The 20,980-nt window shown below is 66.6% G+C and carries 9 protein-coding genes; 4 read left to right on the forward strand and 5 right to left on the reverse strand.

Features of this window, described 5'->3' with window-relative positions:
• Window positions 1–41 precede the first annotated feature (41 nt).
• Complete coding sequence (locus OG928_RS35330; RefSeq protein ID WP_331766073.1) at window positions 42–11,621, reverse strand: amino acid adenylation domain-containing protein; 11,580 nt, start codon at window positions 11,619–11,621, stop codon at window positions 42–44.
• Between the two features lie 523 nt (window positions 11,622–12,144).
• Here OG928_RS35330 and OG928_RS35335 point away from each other — a divergent pair.
• Genes OG928_RS35335 through OG928_RS35345 form a run of 3 tightly spaced genes read left to right on the forward strand, consistent with a single transcriptional unit; the run spans window position 12,145 to window position 15,036 of the window.
• Window positions 12,145–12,954 (forward strand): hypothetical protein, encoded by an 810-nt coding sequence (locus tag OG928_RS35335; protein ID WP_331766074.1) that lies wholly within the window; start codon window positions 12,145–12,147, stop codon window positions 12,952–12,954.
• Window positions 12,951–13,778, forward strand: a complete 828-nt coding sequence (locus OG928_RS35340) for an alanyl-tRNA synthetase (protein WP_406291520.1) — start codon at window positions 12,951–12,953, stop codon at window positions 13,776–13,778. The genes OG928_RS35335 and OG928_RS35340 overlap by 4 nt, the downstream gene beginning before the upstream one ends.
• On the forward strand, window positions 13,723–15,036 hold the full coding sequence (locus OG928_RS35345) for an MFS transporter (RefSeq protein WP_406291522.1): 1,314 nt from the start codon (window positions 13,723–13,725) through the stop codon (window positions 15,034–15,036). The genes OG928_RS35340 and OG928_RS35345 overlap by 56 nt, the downstream gene beginning before the upstream one ends.
• Before the next feature lie 447 nt (window positions 15,037–15,483).
• Here the strand turns inward: OG928_RS35345 and OG928_RS35350 are convergent, their stop codons facing one another.
• The 4 genes from OG928_RS35350 to OG928_RS35365 form a co-directional block, all read right to left on the reverse strand.
• Window positions 15,484–16,509, reverse strand: a complete 1,026-nt coding sequence (locus OG928_RS35350) for a methyltransferase (protein ID WP_331766077.1) — start codon at window positions 16,507–16,509, stop codon at window positions 15,484–15,486.
• Between the two features lie 1,028 nt (window positions 16,510–17,537).
• Window positions 17,538–17,681, reverse strand: a complete 144-nt coding sequence (locus OG928_RS35355; RefSeq protein ID WP_331766078.1) for a hypothetical protein — start codon at window positions 17,679–17,681, stop codon at window positions 17,538–17,540.
• A gap of 228 nt (window positions 17,682–17,909) precedes the next feature.
• Window positions 17,910–18,248, reverse strand: coding sequence for a hypothetical protein (locus OG928_RS35360; RefSeq protein ID WP_331766079.1), 339 nt, complete (start codon window positions 18,246–18,248; stop codon window positions 17,910–17,912).
• A gap of 153 nt (window positions 18,249–18,401) precedes the next feature.
• Window positions 18,402–18,584, reverse strand: a complete 183-nt coding sequence (locus OG928_RS35365) for a hypothetical protein (RefSeq protein WP_331766080.1) — start codon at window positions 18,582–18,584, stop codon at window positions 18,402–18,404.
• A gap of 346 nt (window positions 18,585–18,930) precedes the next feature.
• Here OG928_RS35365 and OG928_RS35370 point away from each other — a divergent pair, with 346 nt between their 5' ends.
• The gene (locus OG928_RS35370; protein WP_331766081.1) at window positions 18,931–20,685 is read left to right on the forward strand and encodes an ISL3 family transposase; all 1,755 of its coding nucleotides are present in this window, start codon (window positions 18,931–18,933) and stop codon (window positions 20,683–20,685) included.
• Window positions 20,686–20,980: the final 295 nt, after the last annotated feature.

The raw sequence follows: 20,980 nt of genomic DNA on the forward strand, positions 1-20,980 counted from the left end.
TGGTGCGGGTGGGGCAGTCCGGTCGCGGTGTGCGAAGGTGCTCAGCTCCTGTCCCTCGGTCGGAGGACCGGCCGGGGAGAGGGGGTGCGAATACGGCTGGGCGCGCCTTCGCCGGGCTCCGAGTCGGCCAGCAGGACCGCCGCCACCCCGGCCACGGTCGGCGCCTCAAACAACCCGCCAACCCCCAACTCCACACCCAAAACCGTGCGGACGCGGTTGACCAGCCGGGTCGCCAGCAGGGAATGACCACCCAGGTGGAAGAAGTTGTCGTGGATCCCAACCGCGTCCAGGCCCAGGATGTCGGCGAACAGACCACACAGGATCTCCTCCCGCGGCGTACGAGGACGACCACCCGAAACCTCACCCGCGAAATCCGGAACCGGAAGCGCCTTACGGTCCAGCTTCCCGTTCGGAGTCAACGGCAGCACATCCAGCACCACCACCGCGGAGGGCACCATGTACTCCGGCAGAGTGCCGGACAGCACAGCGCGCATCCCCTCCGGATCCGGCATCGCGCCGGGAACAGCAACCACATACGCGACCAGGCGCTTGTCACCCGGCCGATCCTCGCGGGCGATGACGGTGACCTGGCCGACAGTGGGATCGGCGGTGAGTGCGGCCTCGATCTCACCGAGTTCGACACGGAACCCACGGATCTTCACTTGTCCGTCGACCCGGTCGATGAAGTCCAGGTTCCCGTCAGCGGTCCAGCGGACCAGATCCCCCGTGCGATACATCCGGGCACCCACAGGCCCGAACGGATCAGCCACGAAACGCTCCGCAGTCAGCCCCGCACGATTCAGATAACCACGAGCCTGACCACTGCCGGCGATGTACAACTCACCGATCACCCCGACCGGGACCGGCCGCAGATACCCGTCCAGGACGTAGACCCGGGTGTTGTCCATCGGCCTGCCGATGGACACCGTCGCGCTGTCGTCGGGTACGGAGGCGACCTGGGTCCAGGTGGCAATGGTGGTGCACTCGGTCGGCCCATACACATTCATGAGTTTGAGGTGCGGGCTGTGCTGGAGGGTCCGGCGCATCGCGTGGGGTGAGGCCGCCTCGCCGCCCGTTACCACTTCGGAGAGGTGGCCGAGCGCGTCAGGGATTTCCTCGGCCATCAGGTTGAACAGGGAAGTGGTAATGACCGCGCTGGTTACCTTGTGCTCGGTGATGATTCGTGCGTAGGCCTGGGCGTCCAGAGCGCCGGGCGGCGCGACGACGATCTGGTCACCGTTGAGCAGGGGAACCCAGATCTCGTAGGTGGACGCGTCGAAGGCATGCGCGGAGTGGAACAGTACGCGGTCCTGTGAGGCGTCCTGCCAGTGATGGTCAGCGGCGAAAGTGACCACGTTGTGATGGGTCACCGCCACCCCCTTGGGAGTACCGGTGGACCCGGAGGTGTAGAACACGCAGGCCAGCTGGTCGGGGTGGACGGCCATAACGGGATTGGTGGTGGGCTGGTCCTCCAGACCCGCTTCACCCTCGACCACGACGACGGCGACGCCTAGTTCACGGGCCGCGGTGGTTGCCGGATGACTGAGACCTTGCGGGTCGACGAGCAGGATGCCCGCGCGGGTGTCCCGCATGACCAGACGAATACGCTCGGCCGGATACCCGGCAGACAGAGGAACATACACACCACCGGCCTTGACGATCGCCAGCGTCGACACCACAACATCGACGGACCGCTCCAGCAGCACCGCCACCGCCGACTCACCACCGACACCCAGGGCCACCAGCCGGTGAGCGAGACGGTTCGCACGCTCATTGAGCTCCCGGTAAGTCAGCCGCTCGGCATCACTGACCGCCGCGACCGCATCCGGAACCACCGCCACCCGCGCCTCGAACACCTCACCCAGACCACGCCCGGACACCGGGACCGCAGTATCAATCCACTCCCCCAGAATCAGCCAACGCTCACCCGCAGTGAGAACCTCCGCACTGCCGATCGGCAGACCCGGACGAGCAGTGACCTGATCCAGCAACTCCACAAAACGATCGGTCAACGTCTCGACGGTCGCACGGTCGAACAAATCGGTGGCGTACTCAACCGTGAGATCGATTCCCCTCGCGCTCCCGTCCTCAGCCCGGCGCTCGAGGACCGCGAAAGTCAGGTCGAACTTGGCCACCCGGAACTCGGCATGCAGCACTTCGGACTCGAGCCCATCGATCCCGAGATGCACGTCAGCCGTGTCCTCGTAGGCCAGTGCGACCTGGAAGAGGGGGTGGCTGGCGCGGGTGCGGGTGGGGTTGAGGGCTTCGACGAGGCGGTCGAAGGGCAGGTCCTGGTGCGTATACGCGGCCAGGTCCGTGTCCCGGACCCGCTCCACAAGCTCACGGAAGGACGGATTGCCGGAAGTATCGGTGCGCAGCACCAGGGTGTTGACGAAGAACCCGACAAGGTCGTTCAGTGCGTCGTCGGTGCGGCCGGCCACGGCCGAACCGATCGGGATGTCGGTACCCGCTCCGAGCCGGGTCAGCAATACGGACAGTGCCGCCTGCACCGCCATGAACAGGGTGGCCTGGTTCTCCCGGGCCACGCCGAGAAGTCGCCTGTGGATGTCCGCGGAGATCTCCAGCGTCACCACGTCGCCCTGGTGGCTGGGTACTGCTGGGCGGGGACGGTCCCGGGGCAGTTCCAGCTCCTCCGGAACACCCGCCAGCGCTTCACGCCAGTAGTCGAGCTGGCGGCCGGCGACACTGTCCGGGTCGTTCTCGTCGCCGAGCAGCTCGCGCTGCCACAGGGCGTAGTCGGCGTACTGCACCGGCAGCGCGGACCATTCCGGCGCCCGGCCGTCCAGCCGGGCAGCATACGCAGCACCCAAATCACGGCCCAGCGGCCCCATCGACCAGCCGTCGGCGGTGATGTGATGCATCATCAGCAGCAGCACGTGCTCGTCAGGACCGACCTCGAACAGCCACGCGCGCATGGGCAGATCCTCGGCGAGGTCAAACGGCTGGTGGGAAGCGGCCGTGAGAGCGTCCCGCAACGCCGCGGGCGCGACATCCACCACCGTCAGGTCCACTCGGGCCCGACCGGGAGGCAGGACCACCTGCACCGGCTCCCCGTCAACCACCCGGAAAACCGTCCGCAAACTCTCATGCCGACCCACCACATCACCCAACGCAGCCCGCAGAACGCCGCCGTCAATGTCACCGTCGAGGCCCAACGCCAGCGGGATGTTGTAGGTGGGACTGGGCCCCTCCAGCTGCGCCAGGAACCACAAACGCCGCTGAGCGTAGGACAACGGGCCCTGCAGTCCGCGGTCGCCCGCCGCCACCAGCTCCGGACGCACAGGCCCCCCGCCGCCCGAGGACAGGACCGCCGCCACCCCGGCCACGGTCGGCGCCTCAAACAACCCGCCAACCCCCAGCTCCACACCCAACGCGGTGCGGACGCGGTTGACCAGCCGGGTCGCCAGCAGGGAATGACCACCCAGGTGGAAGAAGTTGTCGTGGATCCCAACCGCGTCCAGGCCCAGGATGTCGGCGAACAGACCACACAGGATCTCCTCCCGCGGCGTACGAGGACGACCACCCGAAACCTCACCCGCGAAATCCGGAACCGGAAGCGCCTTACGGTCCAGCTTCCCGTTCGGAGTCAACGGCAGCACATCCAGCACCACCACCGCGGAGGGCACCATGTACTCCGGCAGAGTGCCGGACAGCGCGCTGCGTATCCCCTCCGGATCCGGCATCGCGCCGGGAACAGCAACCACATACGCGACCAGGCGCTTGTCACCCGGCCGATCCTCGCGCACCACCGCTTTGACCTGAGCCAGCACCGGATCCGCGGCGAGCACAGCCTCGATCTCACCGAGCTCGACACGGAACCCACGGATCTTCACCTGCTCATCAACCCGACCGATGAAGTCCAGCTCCCCGTCCCGCGTCCACCGGACCAGATCACCCGTGCGATACATCCGGGCACCCACAGGCCCGAACGGATCAGCCACAAAACGCTCCGCAGTCAGCCCCGCACGATTCAGATAACCACGAGCCTGACCACTGCCGGCGATGTACAACTCACCGATCACCCCGACCGGGACCGGCCGCAGATACCCGTCCAGGACATACACCCGGGTGTTCCACAGCGGACGGCCGATGGGGGCGGAAAACGTCTCCGCGCGCCCGGCAGCCGTGCCGAGCCGGCAGACCGTGGAGGTGCAAGACACCTCGGTGAGTCCATAGACGTGGATCAGCTCAGTCGGCTGCGCCTCCCACATCCGCAGACGGTCGGGGAGGATGCGTTCGCCGCCAGTGGCCACGAAGCGGAATTCGCTGGGCAGTCGGCGACCCGTGGTGTGCAGCTCATGGGCCCATTCGAGCCAGTAGGCGGTGGTGAGTTCAAGGCCGGTGATGCCGTGCTCCTCGACATAGCCCGCGAGGTCAGCACCCGCTGCGAGTACGGAGACTGCAGGGATCACGACAGCCGCTCCCGCAGCAAGGGTCGGCAGCAATTCCTCGAGGAGTACGTCGAACCCAGGCGACGCTACTTGGAGAATGCGGTCCGCCGAGGTGAGCGCAAACGTGTCGATCATGGTCAGCGTGTAGTTGAGCAACGAGCCATGGGAGAACATCACGCCCTTCGGGCGCCCGGTCGACCCCGATGTGTAGAAGACGCAGGCCAGGCTCTCGGCGCAGAGCCCGATGGCAGGCAGCGGGCTCTGCTCCGGATCTGCGGCCGGCAAATCGTCCAGGCACAGGACGTCCAGTCCGACGACCGCTTGGCGTACGGAATCGAGCACTCGACGGTGGCTCAGGACGGCTGCGGGTGACGCATCGGCCACGATCATCTGGAGCCTTGCGGGCGGAGTCTTCGGGTCGACGGGCAGGAACGCGACACCTGCCTTGAGGGCGGCGCAGACGGCAACCACCAAGTCGGTGGAGGGCTCTACAGCCAGGACCACGATGTCGCCGACGCCGATCCCGCGTCCTCGCAGAAGCGCCGCCAGTCGCTCTGCGGCGGAATCCAGTGCGCTATAGCTCAGCCGGACATCGCCGTGTTCGACGGCAGTGGCGTCGGGTGTGCGGGCGGCTTGGTTCGCGATGAGCCCGGGGAGGGTCACCTCAGAAAGCCGGTGGGCGGTGTCGTTCCACTCCCTCAGGATCAGGCCACGCTCATCCGGGGTAAGGATATCGGCACTGCTGATCGGCAGGCCCGGACGGGCGGTGAGTTGATCGAGCAACTGCACAAAGCGATCCGCCAACAGCTCCACTGTGCCACGGTCGAACAAGTCGGTGGCGTACTCGAAGTCGACCCGGATACCCGCCGGCCTGCCGATCTCGTCGGACCGCTCCTGGAGGTTGAGGCAGAGATCGAACTGAGCACCAGGAAGCAGGGTTTCCGCTTCGCTGAGGGTGACGCCCTCACCGAAGATGAACTCGGCGACGGCGTTGTTCTGCAGGATGAGTGCGATCTGGAAGAGGGGGTGGCTGGCGCGGGTGCGGGTGGGGTTGAGGGCTTCGACGAGGCGGTCGAAGGGCAGGTCCTGGTGCGTATACGCGGCCAGGTCCGTGTCCCGGACCCGCTCCACAAGCTCACGGAAGGACGGGTTGCCGGAAGTATCGACCCGCAGGACCAGGGTGTTGACGAAGAATCCGACCAGGTCGTCCAGCGTTTCGTCGGTGCGGCCGGCGACGACGGAGCCGATGGGGATGTCGGTGTCGGCTCCGAGCCGGGTCAGCAACGCCGACAACCCCGCCTGCACCGCCATGTAGAGGGTGGCCTGGTTCTCCCGGGCCACGCCGAGAAGTCGCCTGTGGATGTCCGCGGAGATCTCCAGCGTCACCACGTTGCCCTGGTGGCTGGGTACTGCTGGGCGGGGACGGTCCCGGGGCAGTTCCAGCTCCTCCGGAACACCCGCCAGCGCTTCACGCCAGTAGTCGAGCTGGCGGCCGGCGACACTGTCCGGGTCGTTCTCGTCGCCGAGCAGCTCGCGCTGCCACAGGGCGTAGTCGGCGTACTGCACCGGCAGCGCGGACCATTCCGGCGCCCGGCCGTCCAGCCGGGCAGCATACGCAGCACCCAAATCACGGCCCAGCGGCCCCATCGACCAGCCATCACCCGCGATGTGATGCCAGACCAGCAGCAGCACATGCTCCTCGGGGCCGACCTCGAACAGCCACGCGCGCATGGGCAGATCCTCGGCGAGGTCAAACGGCTGGTGGGAAGCGGCCGTGAGAGCGTCCCGCAACGCCGCGGGCGCGACATCCACCACCGTCAGGTCCACTCGGGCCCGACCGGGAGGCAGGACCACCTGCACCGGCTCCCCGTCAACCACCCGGAAAACCGTCCGCAAACTCTCATGCCGACCCACCACATCACCCAACGCAACTCCCAAAGCGCGGGCATCGACATCACCGGTGAGGCGCAACGCCAATGGGCTGTTGTAGGTGGGACTGGGCCCCTCCAGCTGCGCCAGGAACCACAAACGCCGCTGAGCGTAGGACAACGGGCCCTGCAGTCCGCGGTCGCCCGCCGCCACCAGCTCCGGACGCACAGGCCCCCCGCCGCCCGAGGACAGGACCGCCGCCACCCCGGCCACTGTGGGTGCCTGGAAGAGGCTGCCCACTCCCAGCTCCACATCCAACGCGGTGCGGACGCGGTTGACCAGCCGGGTCGCCAGCAGGGAATGACCACCCAGGTGGAAGAAGTTGTCGTGGATCCCAACCGCGTCCAGGCCCAGGATGTCGGCGAACAGACCACACAGGATCTCCTCCCGCGGCGTACGAGGACGACCACCCGAAACCTCACCGGAGATGTCAGGAGCGGGAAGAGCCTTGCGATCCAGCTTGCCGTTCGTTGTCAACGGCAGAGCATCCAGCACCAGCACCGCGGAGGGCACCATGTACTCCGGCAGAGTGCCGGACAGCGCGCTGCGTATCCCTGCGGGATCCGGGGCGGCGCCGGCGGCAGGAACCACATACGCGACCAGGCGCTTGTCACCCGGCCGATCCTCGCGGGCGATGACGGTGACCTGGCCGACAGTGGGATCGGCGGTGAGTGCGGCCTCGATCTCACCGAGTTCGACACGGAACCCACGGATCTTCACTTGTCCGTCGACCCGGTCGATGAAGTCCAGGTTCCCGTCAGCGGTCCAGCGGACCAGATCCCCCGTGCGATACATCCGGGCACCCACAGGCCCGAACGGATCAGCCACGAAACGCTCCGCAGTCAGCCCCGCACGATTCAGATAACCACGAGCCTGACCACTGCCGGCGATGTACAACTCACCGATCACCCCGACCGGGACCGGCCGCAGATACCCGTCCAGGACGTAGACCCGGGTGTTGTCCATCGGCCTGCCGATGGACACCGTCGCGCTGTCGTCGGGTACGGAGGCGACCTGGGTCCAGGTGGCAATGGTGGTGCACTCGGTCGGCCCATACACATTCATGAGTTTGAGGTGCGGGCTGTGCTGGAGGGTCCGGCGCATCGCGTGGGGTGAGGCCGCCTCGCCGCCCGTTACCACTTCGGAGAGGTGGCCGAGCGCGTCAGGGATTTCCTCGGCCATCAGGTTGAACAGGGAAGTGGTGACATAGGCGCTGGTTACCTTGTGCTCGGTGATGATTCGTGCGTAGGCCTGGGCGTCCAGAGCGCCGGGCGGCGCGACGACGATCTGGTCACCGTTGAGCAGGGGAACCCAGATCTCGTAGGTGGACGCGTCGAAGGCATGCGCGGAGTGGAACAGTACGCGGTCCTGTGAGGCGTCCTGCCAGTGGTGGTCAGCGGCGAAAGTGACCACGTTGTGATGGGTCACCGCCACCCCCTTGGGAGTACCGGTGGACCCGGAGGTGTAGAACACGCAGGCCAGCTGGTCGGGGTGGACGGCCATAACGGGATTGGTGGTGGGCTGGTCCTCCAGACCCGCTTCACCCTCGACCACGACGACGGCGACGCCTAGTTCACGGGCCGCGGTGGTTGCCGGATGACTGAGACCTTGCGGGTCGACGAGCAGGATGCCCGCGCGGGTGTCCCGCATGACCAGACGAATACGCTCGGCCGGATACCCGGCAGACAGAGGAACATACACACCACCGGCCTTGACGATCGCCAGCGTCGACACCACAACATCGACGGACCGCTCCAGCAGCACCGCCACCGCCGACTCACCACCGACACCCAGAGCCACCAGCCGGTGAGCGAGACGGTTCGCACGCTCATTGAGCTGCGCGTACGACAACTCGTCATCTTCGAAGACCAACGCCGGGGCCTCGGGAGTGCGCGCCACCTGCGCCTGGACCAACTCGGGCAACGTGACCACCTCAACGGGCCGCCCGGTGTCGTTCCACTCCTGCAGGAGCAGTCCGCGCTCACCTGGGGTGAGGATCTCGGCGTTGCTGATCGGCAGGTCCGGGCGGATCGTGGCTTGATCGAGCAGCTGCACGAAGCGGGCGGCCAACGTCTCAACCGTCGCACGGTCGAACAGATCGGTGGCGTACTCGAAGGCGATGCGCAGTCCCGTCGGCCTGCCATCCGCCTCGTTAAAGAGCTCGTGGAGGTTGAGGCAGAGGTCGAACTGTGTGCCGGGAAGGAGGGCCTGTGCTTCGCTGACCGTGACAGCCTCTCCCAGCGCGAACTCGGCCGCTGCGTTGTTTTGCAGGACGAGTGCGATCTGGAAGAGGGGGTGGCTGGCGCGGGTGCGGGTGGGGTTGAGGGCTTCGACGAGGCGGTCGAAGGGCAGGTCTTGGTGCGTATAGGCGGCCAGGTCCGTGTCCCGGACCCGCTCCACAAGCTCACGGAAGGACGGATTGCCGGAAGTATCGACCCGCAGGACCAGGGTGTTGACGAAGAACCCGACCAAGTCGTCCATGGCCTCGTCGGTGCGGCCGGCGACCACCGAGCCGATGGGGATGTCGGTACCGGCTCCGAGCCGGGTCAGCAACGCCGAAAGACCCGCCTGCACCACCATGAACAACGTCGACCTGGACTCCAGGGACACCGCTGCCAGCCTGCGGTGAAGTGAGGCACTGATATCGGTGGTCACCACGTCGCCCTGGTGGCTGGGTACTGCTGGGCGGGGACGGTCCCGGGGCAGTTCCAGCTCCTCCGGAACACCCGCCAGCGCTTCACGCCAGTAGTCGAGCTGGCGGCCGGCGACACTGTCCGGGTCGTTCTCGTCGCCGAGCAGCTCGCGCTGCCACAGGGCGTAGTCGGCGTACTGCACCGGCAGCGCGGACCATTCCGGCGCCCGGCCGTCCAGCCGGGCAGCATACGCAGCACCCAAATCACGGCCCAGCGGCCCCATCGACCAGCCGTCGGCGGTGATGTGATGCATCATCAGCAGCAGCACGTGCTCCTCAGGACCGACCTCGAACAGCCACGCGCGCATGGGCAGATCCTCGGCGAGGTCAAACGGCTGGTGGGAAGCGGCCGTGAGAGCGTCCCGCAACGCCGCGGGCGCGACATCCACCACCGTCAGGTCCACTCGGGCCCGACCGGGAGGCAGGACCACCTGCACCGGCTCCCCGTCAACCACCCGGAAAACCGTCCGCAAACTCTCATGCCGACCCACCACATCACCCAACGCAACTCCCAAAGCGCGGGCATCGACATCACCGGTGAGGCGCAACGCCAGCGGGATGTTGTAGGTGGGACTGGGCCCCTCCAGCTGCGCCAGGAACCACAAACGCCGCTGAGCGTAGGACAACGGGCCCTGCAGTCCGCGGTCGCCCGCCGCCACCAGCTCCGGACGCACAGGCCCCCCGCCGCCCGAGGACAGGACCGCCGCCACCCCGGCCACGGTCGGCGCCTCAAACAACCCGCCAACCCCCAGCTCCACACCCAACGCGGTGCGGACGCGGTTGACCAGCCGGGTCGCCAGCAGGGAATGACCACCCAGGTGGAAGAAGTTGTCGTGGATCCCAACCGCGTCCAGGCCCAGGATGTCGGCGAACAGACCACACAGGATCTCCTCCCGCGGCGTACGAGGACGACCACCCGAAACCTCACCCGCGAAATCCGGAACCGGAAGCGCCTTACGGTCCAGCTTCCCGTTCGGAGTCAACGGCAGCACATCCAGCACCACCACCGCGGAGGGCACCATGTACTCCGGCAGAGTGCCGGACAGCGCGCTGCGTATCCCCTCCGGATCCGGCATCGCGCCGGGAACAGCAACCACATACGCGACCAGGCGCTTGTCACCCGGCCGATCCTCGCGCACCACCGCTTTGACCTGAGCCAGCACCGGATCCGCGGCGAGCACAGCCTCGATCTCACCGAGCTCGACACGGAACCCACGGATCTTCACCTGCTCATCAACCCGACCGATGAAGTCCAGCTCCCCGTCCCGCGTCCACCGGACCAGATCACCCGTGCGATACATCCGGGCACCCACAGGCCCGAACGGATCAGCCACAAAACGCTCCGCAGTCAGCCCCGCACGATTCAGATAACCACGAGCCAGCTGAACGCCCGCGAGATAAAGTTCCCCCGGCACGCCCGGGGCCACCGGCTCCATAGCCGCGTCCAGTACATACAGCCGGGTGTTCCACACCGGTCGGCCGATCGGAAGCAGAACCGATCCATAGGAACGATTGGGCAGAGACTCCGTAAAGCTCACTTCGACCGAGGCTTCAGTGGGTCCGTACAGGTTGTACAAGCGGGCGTCGAACGCCTGGTGGAACCGCTCCGCCAGGTTGGCTGGTAGGGCTTCTCCGCTGCACATCACCAGTCGCAAGCTGGTGCATTGGGCGGCGGTCGGCTCGCCCAGGAAGACTTGCAACATCGAGGGCACAAAGTGCGCCGTGGTGACCTGCTGGGACTGGATCAGCCGGGCCAGGTAGGCCGGGTCACGGTGCCCCCCAGGTTTGGCCACCACCAGCGCAGCACCAGTGACCAGCGGCCAGAAGAACTCCGGAACCGAGACATCGAAGCTCGACGGAGTCTTCTGCAACACCCGGTCCCCGGCGGTCAATCCGTACTCGTTCTGCATCCACAACAGTCGATTGACAATGCCGGAGTGCGGGATCACCACCCCTTTGGGACGTCCAGTGGACCCGGAAGTGTAGATCACATACGCAGGGTTCCCCGGAGCCGGTGCGGGGGGGAGGTCGTGGCCGGCATAGCCCCCGGGTAGCTCCGGCACATCCAGCAGCACTCGCGGCACGGCCGAATGCGGCAGAGCCACAGCACTCGTCGTCAATACGCACGTCGGCTGCGCGTCACCGAGCATGAACGCAAGCCGCGCAGCCGGATAGTCCGTGTCCAGCGGCAAATAGGCAGCACCTGCCTTGTGCACCGCCAGCAGCGCAACCACCAACTCCACCGAGCGCGGCACCGCCACCGCCACTACTGACTCCGGTCCGACACCCCGGTCGAGCAGTAGCCTGGCAAGCTGATTGGCATCGGTATTGAGCTGCGCATACGACAACTCGTCGTCTTCGAAGGCCAAGGCCAGCGCCTCGGGGGTGCGCTCCACCTGTGCCTGGAACAATTCCGGCAACGTAACCGATTCAACCGGCCGTCCGGTGTCGTTCCACTCTCCCTGGATCAGGCCACGCTCGGCCGGAGTGAGGTTGCTCCCTTTATCCACGACCGGTGCATGCTGCTCGGGAGTGGGCCCGGAATAGGGGGCGTTCTGGGTCAGCTTCTGGTCCCGAGAGTCAGGCATTCTCTTTACTCCATCGTGGGGTCGGCCGCATCCCGAAGTCACCGAAGATGCGATTGCCCAGGGGGGCGCCCCGACTGGCTGACGGGTTGCTTCGGGCATCGAGGGCGGGATGCAGAGGCGCCGTCCAAGATCTCGCTGTTACATCCTGATCCGGCATCACCATAGTCGGGTTGGCATCATGCGTCCAGAAAGAATGACACCTACCAGCATTCGCGATGACACATGTGTCAAGGGACCACGCTGGGGAAGCCCTACAGGGCGGAGCAGAAGCGGCCGCAAGCCAGCTGGCAGGGGACTCACTCCCAGGCAGGGTGCTGTCATTCAACAAGTGCTCGATTGTCACAATGATGGACATGGCATGTCACGAATGGCTAGCGTGTCACCCGACCCGAGTGTGACCAGGCCCATGGGCCTGCACGCAGCAGGGTCGTCGGAGCCGGGCGGGCGTCCCTCCATCGGAACCCACACCACAGCAGCCACGACGACCATGCCCACCCGTTCCAGAAAGGAGCAGCCTGTAGCCGTGAGTACCGCCCATGTCAGCTCTCCAGCCGTCCCCACTCTGTTTTCCACCGAGGTAGCCGACCGGCTGACCGCGGATCACATCACGTGCCTCGCCGCGGGATCCGTAGGCTCGGTGCGGATCAGGAAGTTCTTCAACTCCGGTCAGTGTCTTGAGATCATGCGCGCGCTGGAGACCTATGAGATGGGTAACTACGACGAGCAGCTCGTCCAGCCCAGGATCGCCAAACTCGGCCCCGCCGCCTACGACTTCTACGGGGATGGCAAGCTGCACGACGAGTACTGGGAGCACGCGGTACAGTCCACACGAGTGCGTTCCGGCCTGTTGGACGGCAACGACCCGTTGGCCGCCGCAGCGAAGGTGCTCGCGCAGGCCTGGGACGATGAGGTCCGGCCCGCCACGTCGGGTGGCCGTGACATGTTCGCCGGCATGATCCGCGAAATCAACAACGGTGCTCGGATGCACTTCGACGAGGTCATCCGTGAGTTCGTCGGAGTTCTGGACCAGTCGCCGATCGCGCAGATCGCCTTCAACTGCCACCTATCGACGCCGTTCAAGGGTGGCGAGGCCGTGGTGTACCGGCGGCGGTGGAGCCCGCGCGATGAAAGCCAGCGGGACGGATACGGGTACGACCGAGCGCTGGTGGAAGGCGAGCCGTCAGCGATCGTCCGCGCGGATCTTGGCGACGCGGTCCTCTTCGACCCGCGCAACTACCACCTTGTGGAGCCCGTGGAGGGGGGTGGGCGCCGGCTCACGCTCTCCTTCTTCATCGGGGTCACGGGCCGCGGCCCCCTGTGCCTCTGGTCGTGATCGCGCAGTCCTTGTCCCCAAGCGTGACCCGCATCAGAAGATTGGAAATGCTCTTGCAGCGCCATCTGTACCTTGCCGACACCTATGTGACTGAGGCTGCCACCACAGTGGCCCGGTCCGGTCGACATGATTCCGGTGTCGTCTGGGTCGCTCTCACCGACAACATCTTCCACCCGCAGGGCGGTGGGCAGCCCGCAGACCGGGGGATGGTGGGCGAACTGGCCGTCCAAGCACGCCGGGATGATGCCGGCTGGGTCGTCCTCGACATGCCGGATGCCGATGGGGGCTCCGGCGGAGTCCCCGTCCCGGGAACGGAGGCCGTCACCCGTATCGACCTCGACTTGCGGCGCCTGCACGCGGCTCTGCACACGGCTGGCCATCTGCTGGACGCGTTCGTGAGACAGCTCGGCTTCCATCATGTGGGGAACAGCCACTTTCCTGGACAGGCACGGGTCGACTACGCCGTGAGCGACCGGGAAATCGACCGCGACGCGCTCACGGAGGAGCTGAACAAGCAGTTCGACGAGGCAGTACGCGCGGCGATCCCCGTGACCGCCGACTACCGGGACGGGGTGCGCACCGTCTCGATCGAAGGGTTGCATGCTGAGCCGTGTGGAGGCACTCACGTCACGGATCTCTCCATGCTGCGCAATGTGCGCATCCGGTCCATCAAGGTGAAGAGCGGGCGCATGCGCGTCGGCTACGACGCGGAGCACGCCAGCATTCGAGACGCATCCGTCCCCATCGGCGAACAGGAAGTCAGCGGCCATGAGCCAGTCCGAGACCGGACCACTCGAGGTGTCCCCCACACCGGCGGGAGATGAAGGCCCGGTTCCGCACCGGTCCCCGCTCGTTCCGCTGCGACGCAACTGGCGGTTCCAACTCCTTTGGATCGGCGCAACCAGTACGACGCTCGGTGTCGAGGCAGCGGACATCGCCTATCCCCTGCTGGTGCTGGCACTGAGCGGATCGCCTGCCCTCGCCGGTCTCTTCGGCTTCACCCAGCTCATACTGATACTGGCCCTCGGGCTGCCGATCGGCGTGCTCGCCGACCGCTGGAACCACCGGTATGTACTCATCGGCGCCGAGGGAGCCCGCGCCGTCGCCACTGCCTCGGTTGCCTTGGCCCTGGCAATGGGCGGACTCACCGTCATCCACCTTCTGCTGGTGGCTTTGGTTCTCGGCCTCGGAACAGCCTTCGGCGGACCTGTCCGCATGCTGCTGGTCCGTGCGGTGGTCCCCGATGAGCAGCTCACTCAGGCGCTCACACAGGACGAGGTACGCGAGGGCGCGGCGGGCCTCCTCGGGCCGGCGTTCGGTGGCGCGCTTTACGGCGTGTCCCGCGTGTTGCCGTTCATCGCATGCGCGATCACGTTCACCATTTCTCTGTTGTGCGCCCTGTTCGTCCGCATCCCGCCCCAGAGCAAGGAGCCCGTCGACGCGGATAATTGCGAGGACAGTCAGCAGTCGTCCTTCCCGGAAGAGTCGGGCGCCCTTGCCGGCGTGCGTGAACTGGTGCGGCAGCCGGCGCTACGCGGCGCCCTGCTGCTGATCGGCACCTTCTATCTCGTCATCACCGCGGTCACGCTGGTGGTCGTGGTGAAACTGCAGTCCCAGGGCACCGCGCCGGGAACGGTGGGCCTCGCTCTCACCGGCAGCGCGGTGGGCATGCTGCTGGGTTCACTTCTGGTCAAGCGGTTGCACCAGTGGATGTCACCGGGGCGGTTGCTGTTGCTGGTCTCAGTGACCGTGGCCGTCTCGGTAGCGCTGCTGGCAGTACCGTTCGGCTCATGGTGGGTCTTCGGCATGCTGGTGCTCGCCACGCTCATGACACCAGCCCTGAGGGTACTGATCGATATCATGATCCTCCGCCAGGTTCCGGTAGACCGGCGAGGCAGGACGATTGTCGCCACCATGACGGTCCTCCAGGGCGGCCCCGCCTTGGGGACGATCGGGGCCGGCCTGCTCCTCCAGTTCACCAGCACTACCACCGCGATCCTCACCCTGGCGGCCCTCCAAGGAGCAGTCACCCTCTACGGACTGACGGATCGCCCGGTGGCAGAGGCCCGCTGGCCGGGGTGACGTCCCTCGTGTGATGTTGCCCGCAAACACCACGGTCCCGGCAATTGACCCGGGACCGTGGTGTTGTCGGCACATCTACGGTCCGGCGGTCCTGTGGGAGACGTTGCACCGCCCACCGTTCAGCGGGCGCCCAAGAGCTCGATCGGGGATGCGGGTGTTGGCAGTGGGAGCGCGGCGGTCCCCCCGCACGAGATCCGCCATCGAAACTCGGTGAGCGTGCCGGAAATACGGGTGCGGTGATGAGCTTCGCTTCGGCCAGCACACGGATCGCGAAAGTCAGCAGACCGCAGCGGCGTACCAATTACCGTGTGAACGTGAACGACAACGGGCGTGAGTCCGTGCCGAACCATCTGGTTCGCGCTTGGAACCCACGCCCGTGATTTGTCGGTATCCACAGGTGGTCGCCTCGGGATATCGGCACGCCCCTGCGGGGCCGCTTCTTGGTGGCTATCGAGTCGCCACAAAGAGGCGACCCGTGGGGAAGCCCAACTCCACGGTCTTGACGTCGTTGAAGCCAGCACTCCGCAGCTTTGTCTCCCACTCCACCTCAGTGAGAAGCTTCCGCTTCATGAACTGACGGTGGTAGTAGGTCACGATGGAACTGAACCGGCGCTCCCGCGCGTTCCGGAGGTAAGGAACCGCGTCGGTGATGGCCATGAGGCCACCCGGACGCAGCGCTTTCCGGCAGTTCGCGATGACTGCGTCGGCGACATGCTCTTCCTCCGGCATCATGTCGTGGAAGACGAAGCCGGCATGAATGACATCGCTGCCCTCGACCGGCGAGGGGTCGGAAGCGATCGACTGAATCGTCCGCTCAACGACCGTCAGGCGGTCGCTGACCCCGGCCTGCTCGGCTGCCAGCTTTGCGGCGTTGCAGGACGGAGCATCCAGATCGAGTCCGACGCCGGAACAGTCGGGAAGTTCCTGAAGGACCTCGATGAGCAGACGACAGGTGCCAGCTCCCAAGTCGGCGATCCGCTCCGGCCTGGCCTTGAGTATCGTCTCGAGAGCGGCCGGGTAGAACGCCTTCGACCCCATCCACTGGGAGCTGACCGCGACCTGACGGCCGTCCCTCGTGTAGGCGCCACTGGCCTTTCCAGGGTTGGAGAGGTACTCGCGGGCGTTCTCGATGAACGGTCGGTTCGCGTTCATCACCCAGGACACGTAGCCAGCCTGGTGCTGTATGCGCTCGAAATCCGGGGCAGTCACGAACTTTCCGGCAGTGGACGGGGCATGCGTGATGATTCCCGCAGATTCCATCGCCTCGAGATAGTCGGCGACCCCAGTCTCCGGAAGGTCTGCGCACGCTGCGAGATCCGGGACGCTGAATTCCCTCCCTGGAACGATGACATCGAGGACACCGAGACGGTCTCCCATTTCGAGCAGAGCCGCCGCTGCCGCGATTGCCGGAGCCTCACCGCTTGCCGCGATCTCGTCCGCCAGCCGCCGCTTCCTCGTGCTTTGAGATGTCACGATTCTCCACCTTCGTTCCACAATCACTGACTGTTGACACAGAATTCACCCAGCCGGTCACGGGGTGGTAGAGCGTTTCGTCGCAGCTCTTCCGGACGCGCTTCCCTCCGCCGAACCTTGACGTCAAGTGACACGGTAGCCAGTCATGACACATCGCGTCCAGCACTATGACAGTTGCTACTCTAAGAGGATGACAACACGTTCATCGAGAGAGACTCGACCATCCACAGTCACCGTAAGCGGCCCTCTAACTGCCAATTCGTCCAGTCTTAACATGATCACTGGCCGGGTTCTGCGCATGTGGGTTTGGAAGGATGGGACGCCGCTTGTCATGGACTTTGGGCGCTTCTTGTCAGAAGCGCCCACACGTGATGCCGGATTGCAGGGGCGCGAGGCGGGTTTACCTGAGGGTTTTGTCCAACCAGTCGTAGATCCGCCCTGACGCGAGGTGCTGGGCTCCGGCGTGGCAGTGCGCGCCGCCCTCTGCCTCGGTAAAGATGAGCAGTGTTTCGGCGCGTCTCCCACCTCGCCGCGCCGGAAAGCCTCGGTGAGCTGGTCCGTCGCAGACTCGCCCAGCCGGAACAGCGTGCCGGTCTGGCTGCGGCTGCCCTCGTCCGCCGAACGACAACCGCAGCTGGCTCGCGGCAGACTCGGAATCCTATCTGCGCAGCGCGCTCCAGCATGCAGGAAGAGGATTACGGCTGACCTCGCCGAAACCGCTGGGCGAGGCGGGCCATTGGCCGACTGTTGGTTCGGGGAGGCCAGCACTCCGGCCGTGCCGATAGCGGCCGCGACCAGTGCCAGGACCGGGACGACCAACCGCAGGCGGAGACGGTTTCTCCCCGGCCCGCTGTCACAGCGGGCTGCGTCTCCGCGCCGCTTCCTGGACGCAGAGACGGAAAGCCCTGTGTCGTCGGCGGCTGCGGGGGTGTTGTGGAGGTCGAGGCCGGCATGGGCGTCCCGCAATGCCTCGGCGCTCGGCAGACGGTGAGCGGGGTCCGGGGCCATGGCCTGCCTGAGGGCCTCGGTCAGCGCAGGGGCGCGCCTGACAGGTCGGGTAGGGGCAGGCCGTGCCGCGTGAGGAGTTGCGCGATGCTGAGGCTGCCCTCTTCGGGGAGGTGGGGCGGGGGGCCGAGCGCCAGGGCGTAGATGGTCGCGCTGAGCGAGTACACGTCCTCAGCCGGCGTCGGATCGGTCAGGAGGAACGCCTCCGGGGCGTACGCGGGGGTCAGCGCTTCCCCGTCACCGACAGTTCGTGGTTGCCCGCTTGATGTCCCGGTGCAGCACTCCGGCGGTGTGCGCCGCGGCCAACGCGTCGGCGATGCGCACGCCGACATCTCGCGCCACTTACATCGCAACAGGGCTGATTCATAGTCCTGGTGATCATGTGACTGTGCAGGTCAGGGCAGGCCCAGTAGATCCAGTGGTCGGGTGAAGGGTGCGTAGGACACTTCACGAAGGCCGGCGGCGATGTTGGAATGTCCTGCGGTGCGGAGGGTGTTGACCGCCAGGTTCCGCAGGGTAGCCATGTATTCCGGACCATGGCCGGTACGGATCTTCGAGGCGTCCTCGGCGAACACCGTGTCCCTGACGTAGTGGACCCGGTTTTCGATCACCCATTGCGACCTGGCCAGCTGACCGATCCGGCGTCGGCCAGCGTCGCTGCGGCCGATCCAGTCTGCACCGTTGCCGTCGGTCTTGGTGTCGGCCGCATCGGCCGCGACCGTCGGGCCCGTCACACCGGCGGGCTTGAGGTTGTCCGGGACCTGGTTCGGGTCGTTGGCCGGTGTCGTGAGTTTCGTTGTCGACCATGGTTGTTCCCCTGGTGGTACCCGCCCAGAGCGGGCACCGGCGATCCTCCCGCGGCGTCGGGAGGGTTCCACCAAAGCGTGTCAGCGGGGCGGCCGGTGGCAGTAGTGCCAGCCCTGCTCCCAGGGCGCAATGCCGGGGAACTGCCGGACGTAGCGGGCTCCGTCGAGGGTGACCGTGTGCGGTGGGTTGCCGTCGGGACCGGCGGCAACGGTGGCGTGGAGGCCGTCGTGGGGACCGCCCTCAATGCCGAGTGTGATCGTCATGCCAGGTTCAACGGGCGGACCTGACGAGAGTTACGTCCAGCCGCCGCATGAGATCACCGCGTGGGGTCCTTGCTCTGCCAGGCAACCGGAGGTCGCAGCGAAGCGACGTGCCCGGCTACGACAACACCCTTTTATAGCGGGGCGGTAACAGTGAGCAATGGATGAGTGGGGGTGTCGGCGTACGAATGAATGTGGCTCTGGCAAAATTTTCGTAGGCGGAGATCATCCGGGCGCGATGGTCGGCCGAGCCGCCGCTGGGAAACCTCTGACTGTGTTCTATCGAACTGTCGCAACTGATACCGAACTTGGCCGACGTGTTGGTGATCTCGGCTGATCTCACGGGCCCGTGATCGGGATCCGGGCTCGTACGAACTCCCGTGCCGCGGCGGCCTGTACCGGCTGCGGTGCCCCGAGCGACTGGAGCCACAGTCGCTACGTGCGGCACCTCGCAGATGCCGCGGTCGGGGGTCGGCCCGTGCGGATCGACCTGAGCGTGCGCCGTCTGTACTGCGAGAATCCGGCCTGCCCGAAGGTGACCTTCGCCGAGCAGGTGCCGGGGTTGACCGTGCGCTACCAGCGGCGCACTCCGTTGCTGCAGCGTGTCGTCGAGGAGGTCGGCATCCTCCTGGCGGGCCGCGGCGGTGCCCGGATGCTGCAGGTCGTCGACGTCGTGCTCTTGCGGAGCACCGTGCTCGCCCAGCTGATGCGCATGCCACTGCCGCCGCTCGTCACACCGCGAGTACTGGGGGTGGACGACTTCGCGCTGTACGGCGGCGCCTACGGCACCCTCTTGGTGGACGCCACCACTCGTCTCCCGCTCACTCTCTGGGAGGGCCGGGATGCCGAACAGCTCCGCCGATGGCTGCGCGGGCACCCGGGCGTCGAGGTCGTCTGCCGCGACAGGTCACTCGCCTACCGGCAGGGCATCGCCGCGGGCGCCCCCGATGCCCTCCAGGTCAGCGACCGTTTTCATCTGTGGCAGAGCCTGTCCCGGCGTGTGCAGGACGTCGCCTCCGCCCACCGCGACTGCCTGCCCGCCGCGCTCCCCGAGCCCGAGCAGACCGCCCCGGAGCCCGATGGGGCGGCAGCAACGACCACGGGGGCGGACACTCCCGCGGGTCGCCATGCCCGGCGGTTGTTCGAAGCCGTGCGCGCGGCCACCGACACCGGTCGCTCCCACAGCAGCGTGGCCCGCGAGCTGGGCCTGGACCGCCGCACGGTGCGCAAGTACGCCCGCGCCCGCACCTGGCAGGAGGTCGTGCGCCGACCGCCCCGCCGACCGTCCACGCTGGACCCATACCTCGACTACCTGCAACAACGCTGGGACGAAGGCGAACACAGCGCCACCGTCCTTCATCAGGAACTCCTGGCCAAGGGCTACTCGGGCCACTACCAGCGCGTGAAGATGGCAGTCGCGCCACTGCGGCGTGGCCTGCCCTTGGACGAGCTGCGCGAACGGCCACCTTCCCCACGTGAGACCGCACGCTGGATCGTCACCGCTCCCCACCGGCACACTCCGCACACCGCCGAGTGCCTGCACCGGCTCCTCGACCACTGTCCGGAACTCCACCGCACCCACGACCTGGTCCGGCAGTTCGCCACCATGCGACAACCACGACGCCACACCGCTGCCGGCCTGGCTCGACCGACTCACCAACAGCGGACTGGCGCCTCTCGTCGGGGTCGCAGCAGCCCTGCGCGAGGATCGGAACGCGGTTGTCCAGGGGATCACCACCCCCTACAACTCCGGCGTCAACGAAGGCCGCATCACCGACGTGAAACTCCAGAAACGCATCATGGCGGGACGCGCCGGCGTCCCTCTCCTTCGCCACCGCGTCGTCCTGATCGCTCACCTACGCCGCCACTATGCGGCTCGGCCGACCATCGCGCCCGGATGATCTCCGCCTACGAAAATCTTGCCAGAGCCGATGAAGGGCCTGGCGGGGGCCAGGGAGGCTTCGACGAGACGGTTGGTGACGTCGACGAGCAGGCCGCGGCGTACGGCGAGGGCAGGCCAGACCCGGATCGTCCTCGCCAAGGCAGCGGACTTCGAGACGGTGCCCAACCCGAAGCTCGGCCCGGGTTTCAACCTGAGCTGTGAGGACGACGTCGTGGCAAGCCACGCCGAGATCCTGGGCAAGGGAGCGGCTGTCAGCAGCCCGGTGGTCGAACCCTGGGGGCCTACTTCACCGTCACCGGACCGGGCGGCTACGAAATCATGGTCTCCCAGGCCCAGGCCCAGGCCCAGTAGTAGCCGTCGCCGGTCGGTGTATTGCCGCGTCCAGCAGCCGGTGTGCCGCCTGATGGGGTCCGGGGCGCATCAGCGCGTGCCGGCCCGGGGCGGAAGGGGGGACATGGCGGACTCCCCAGCAAGGTCCTGCGCCTCTCCGGACGCG

This window comes from Embleya sp. NBC_00896 (assembly GCF_045207785.1).
In the GTDB taxonomy this organism is placed as follows: domain Bacteria; phylum Actinomycetota; class Actinomycetes; order Streptomycetales; family Streptomycetaceae; genus Embleya.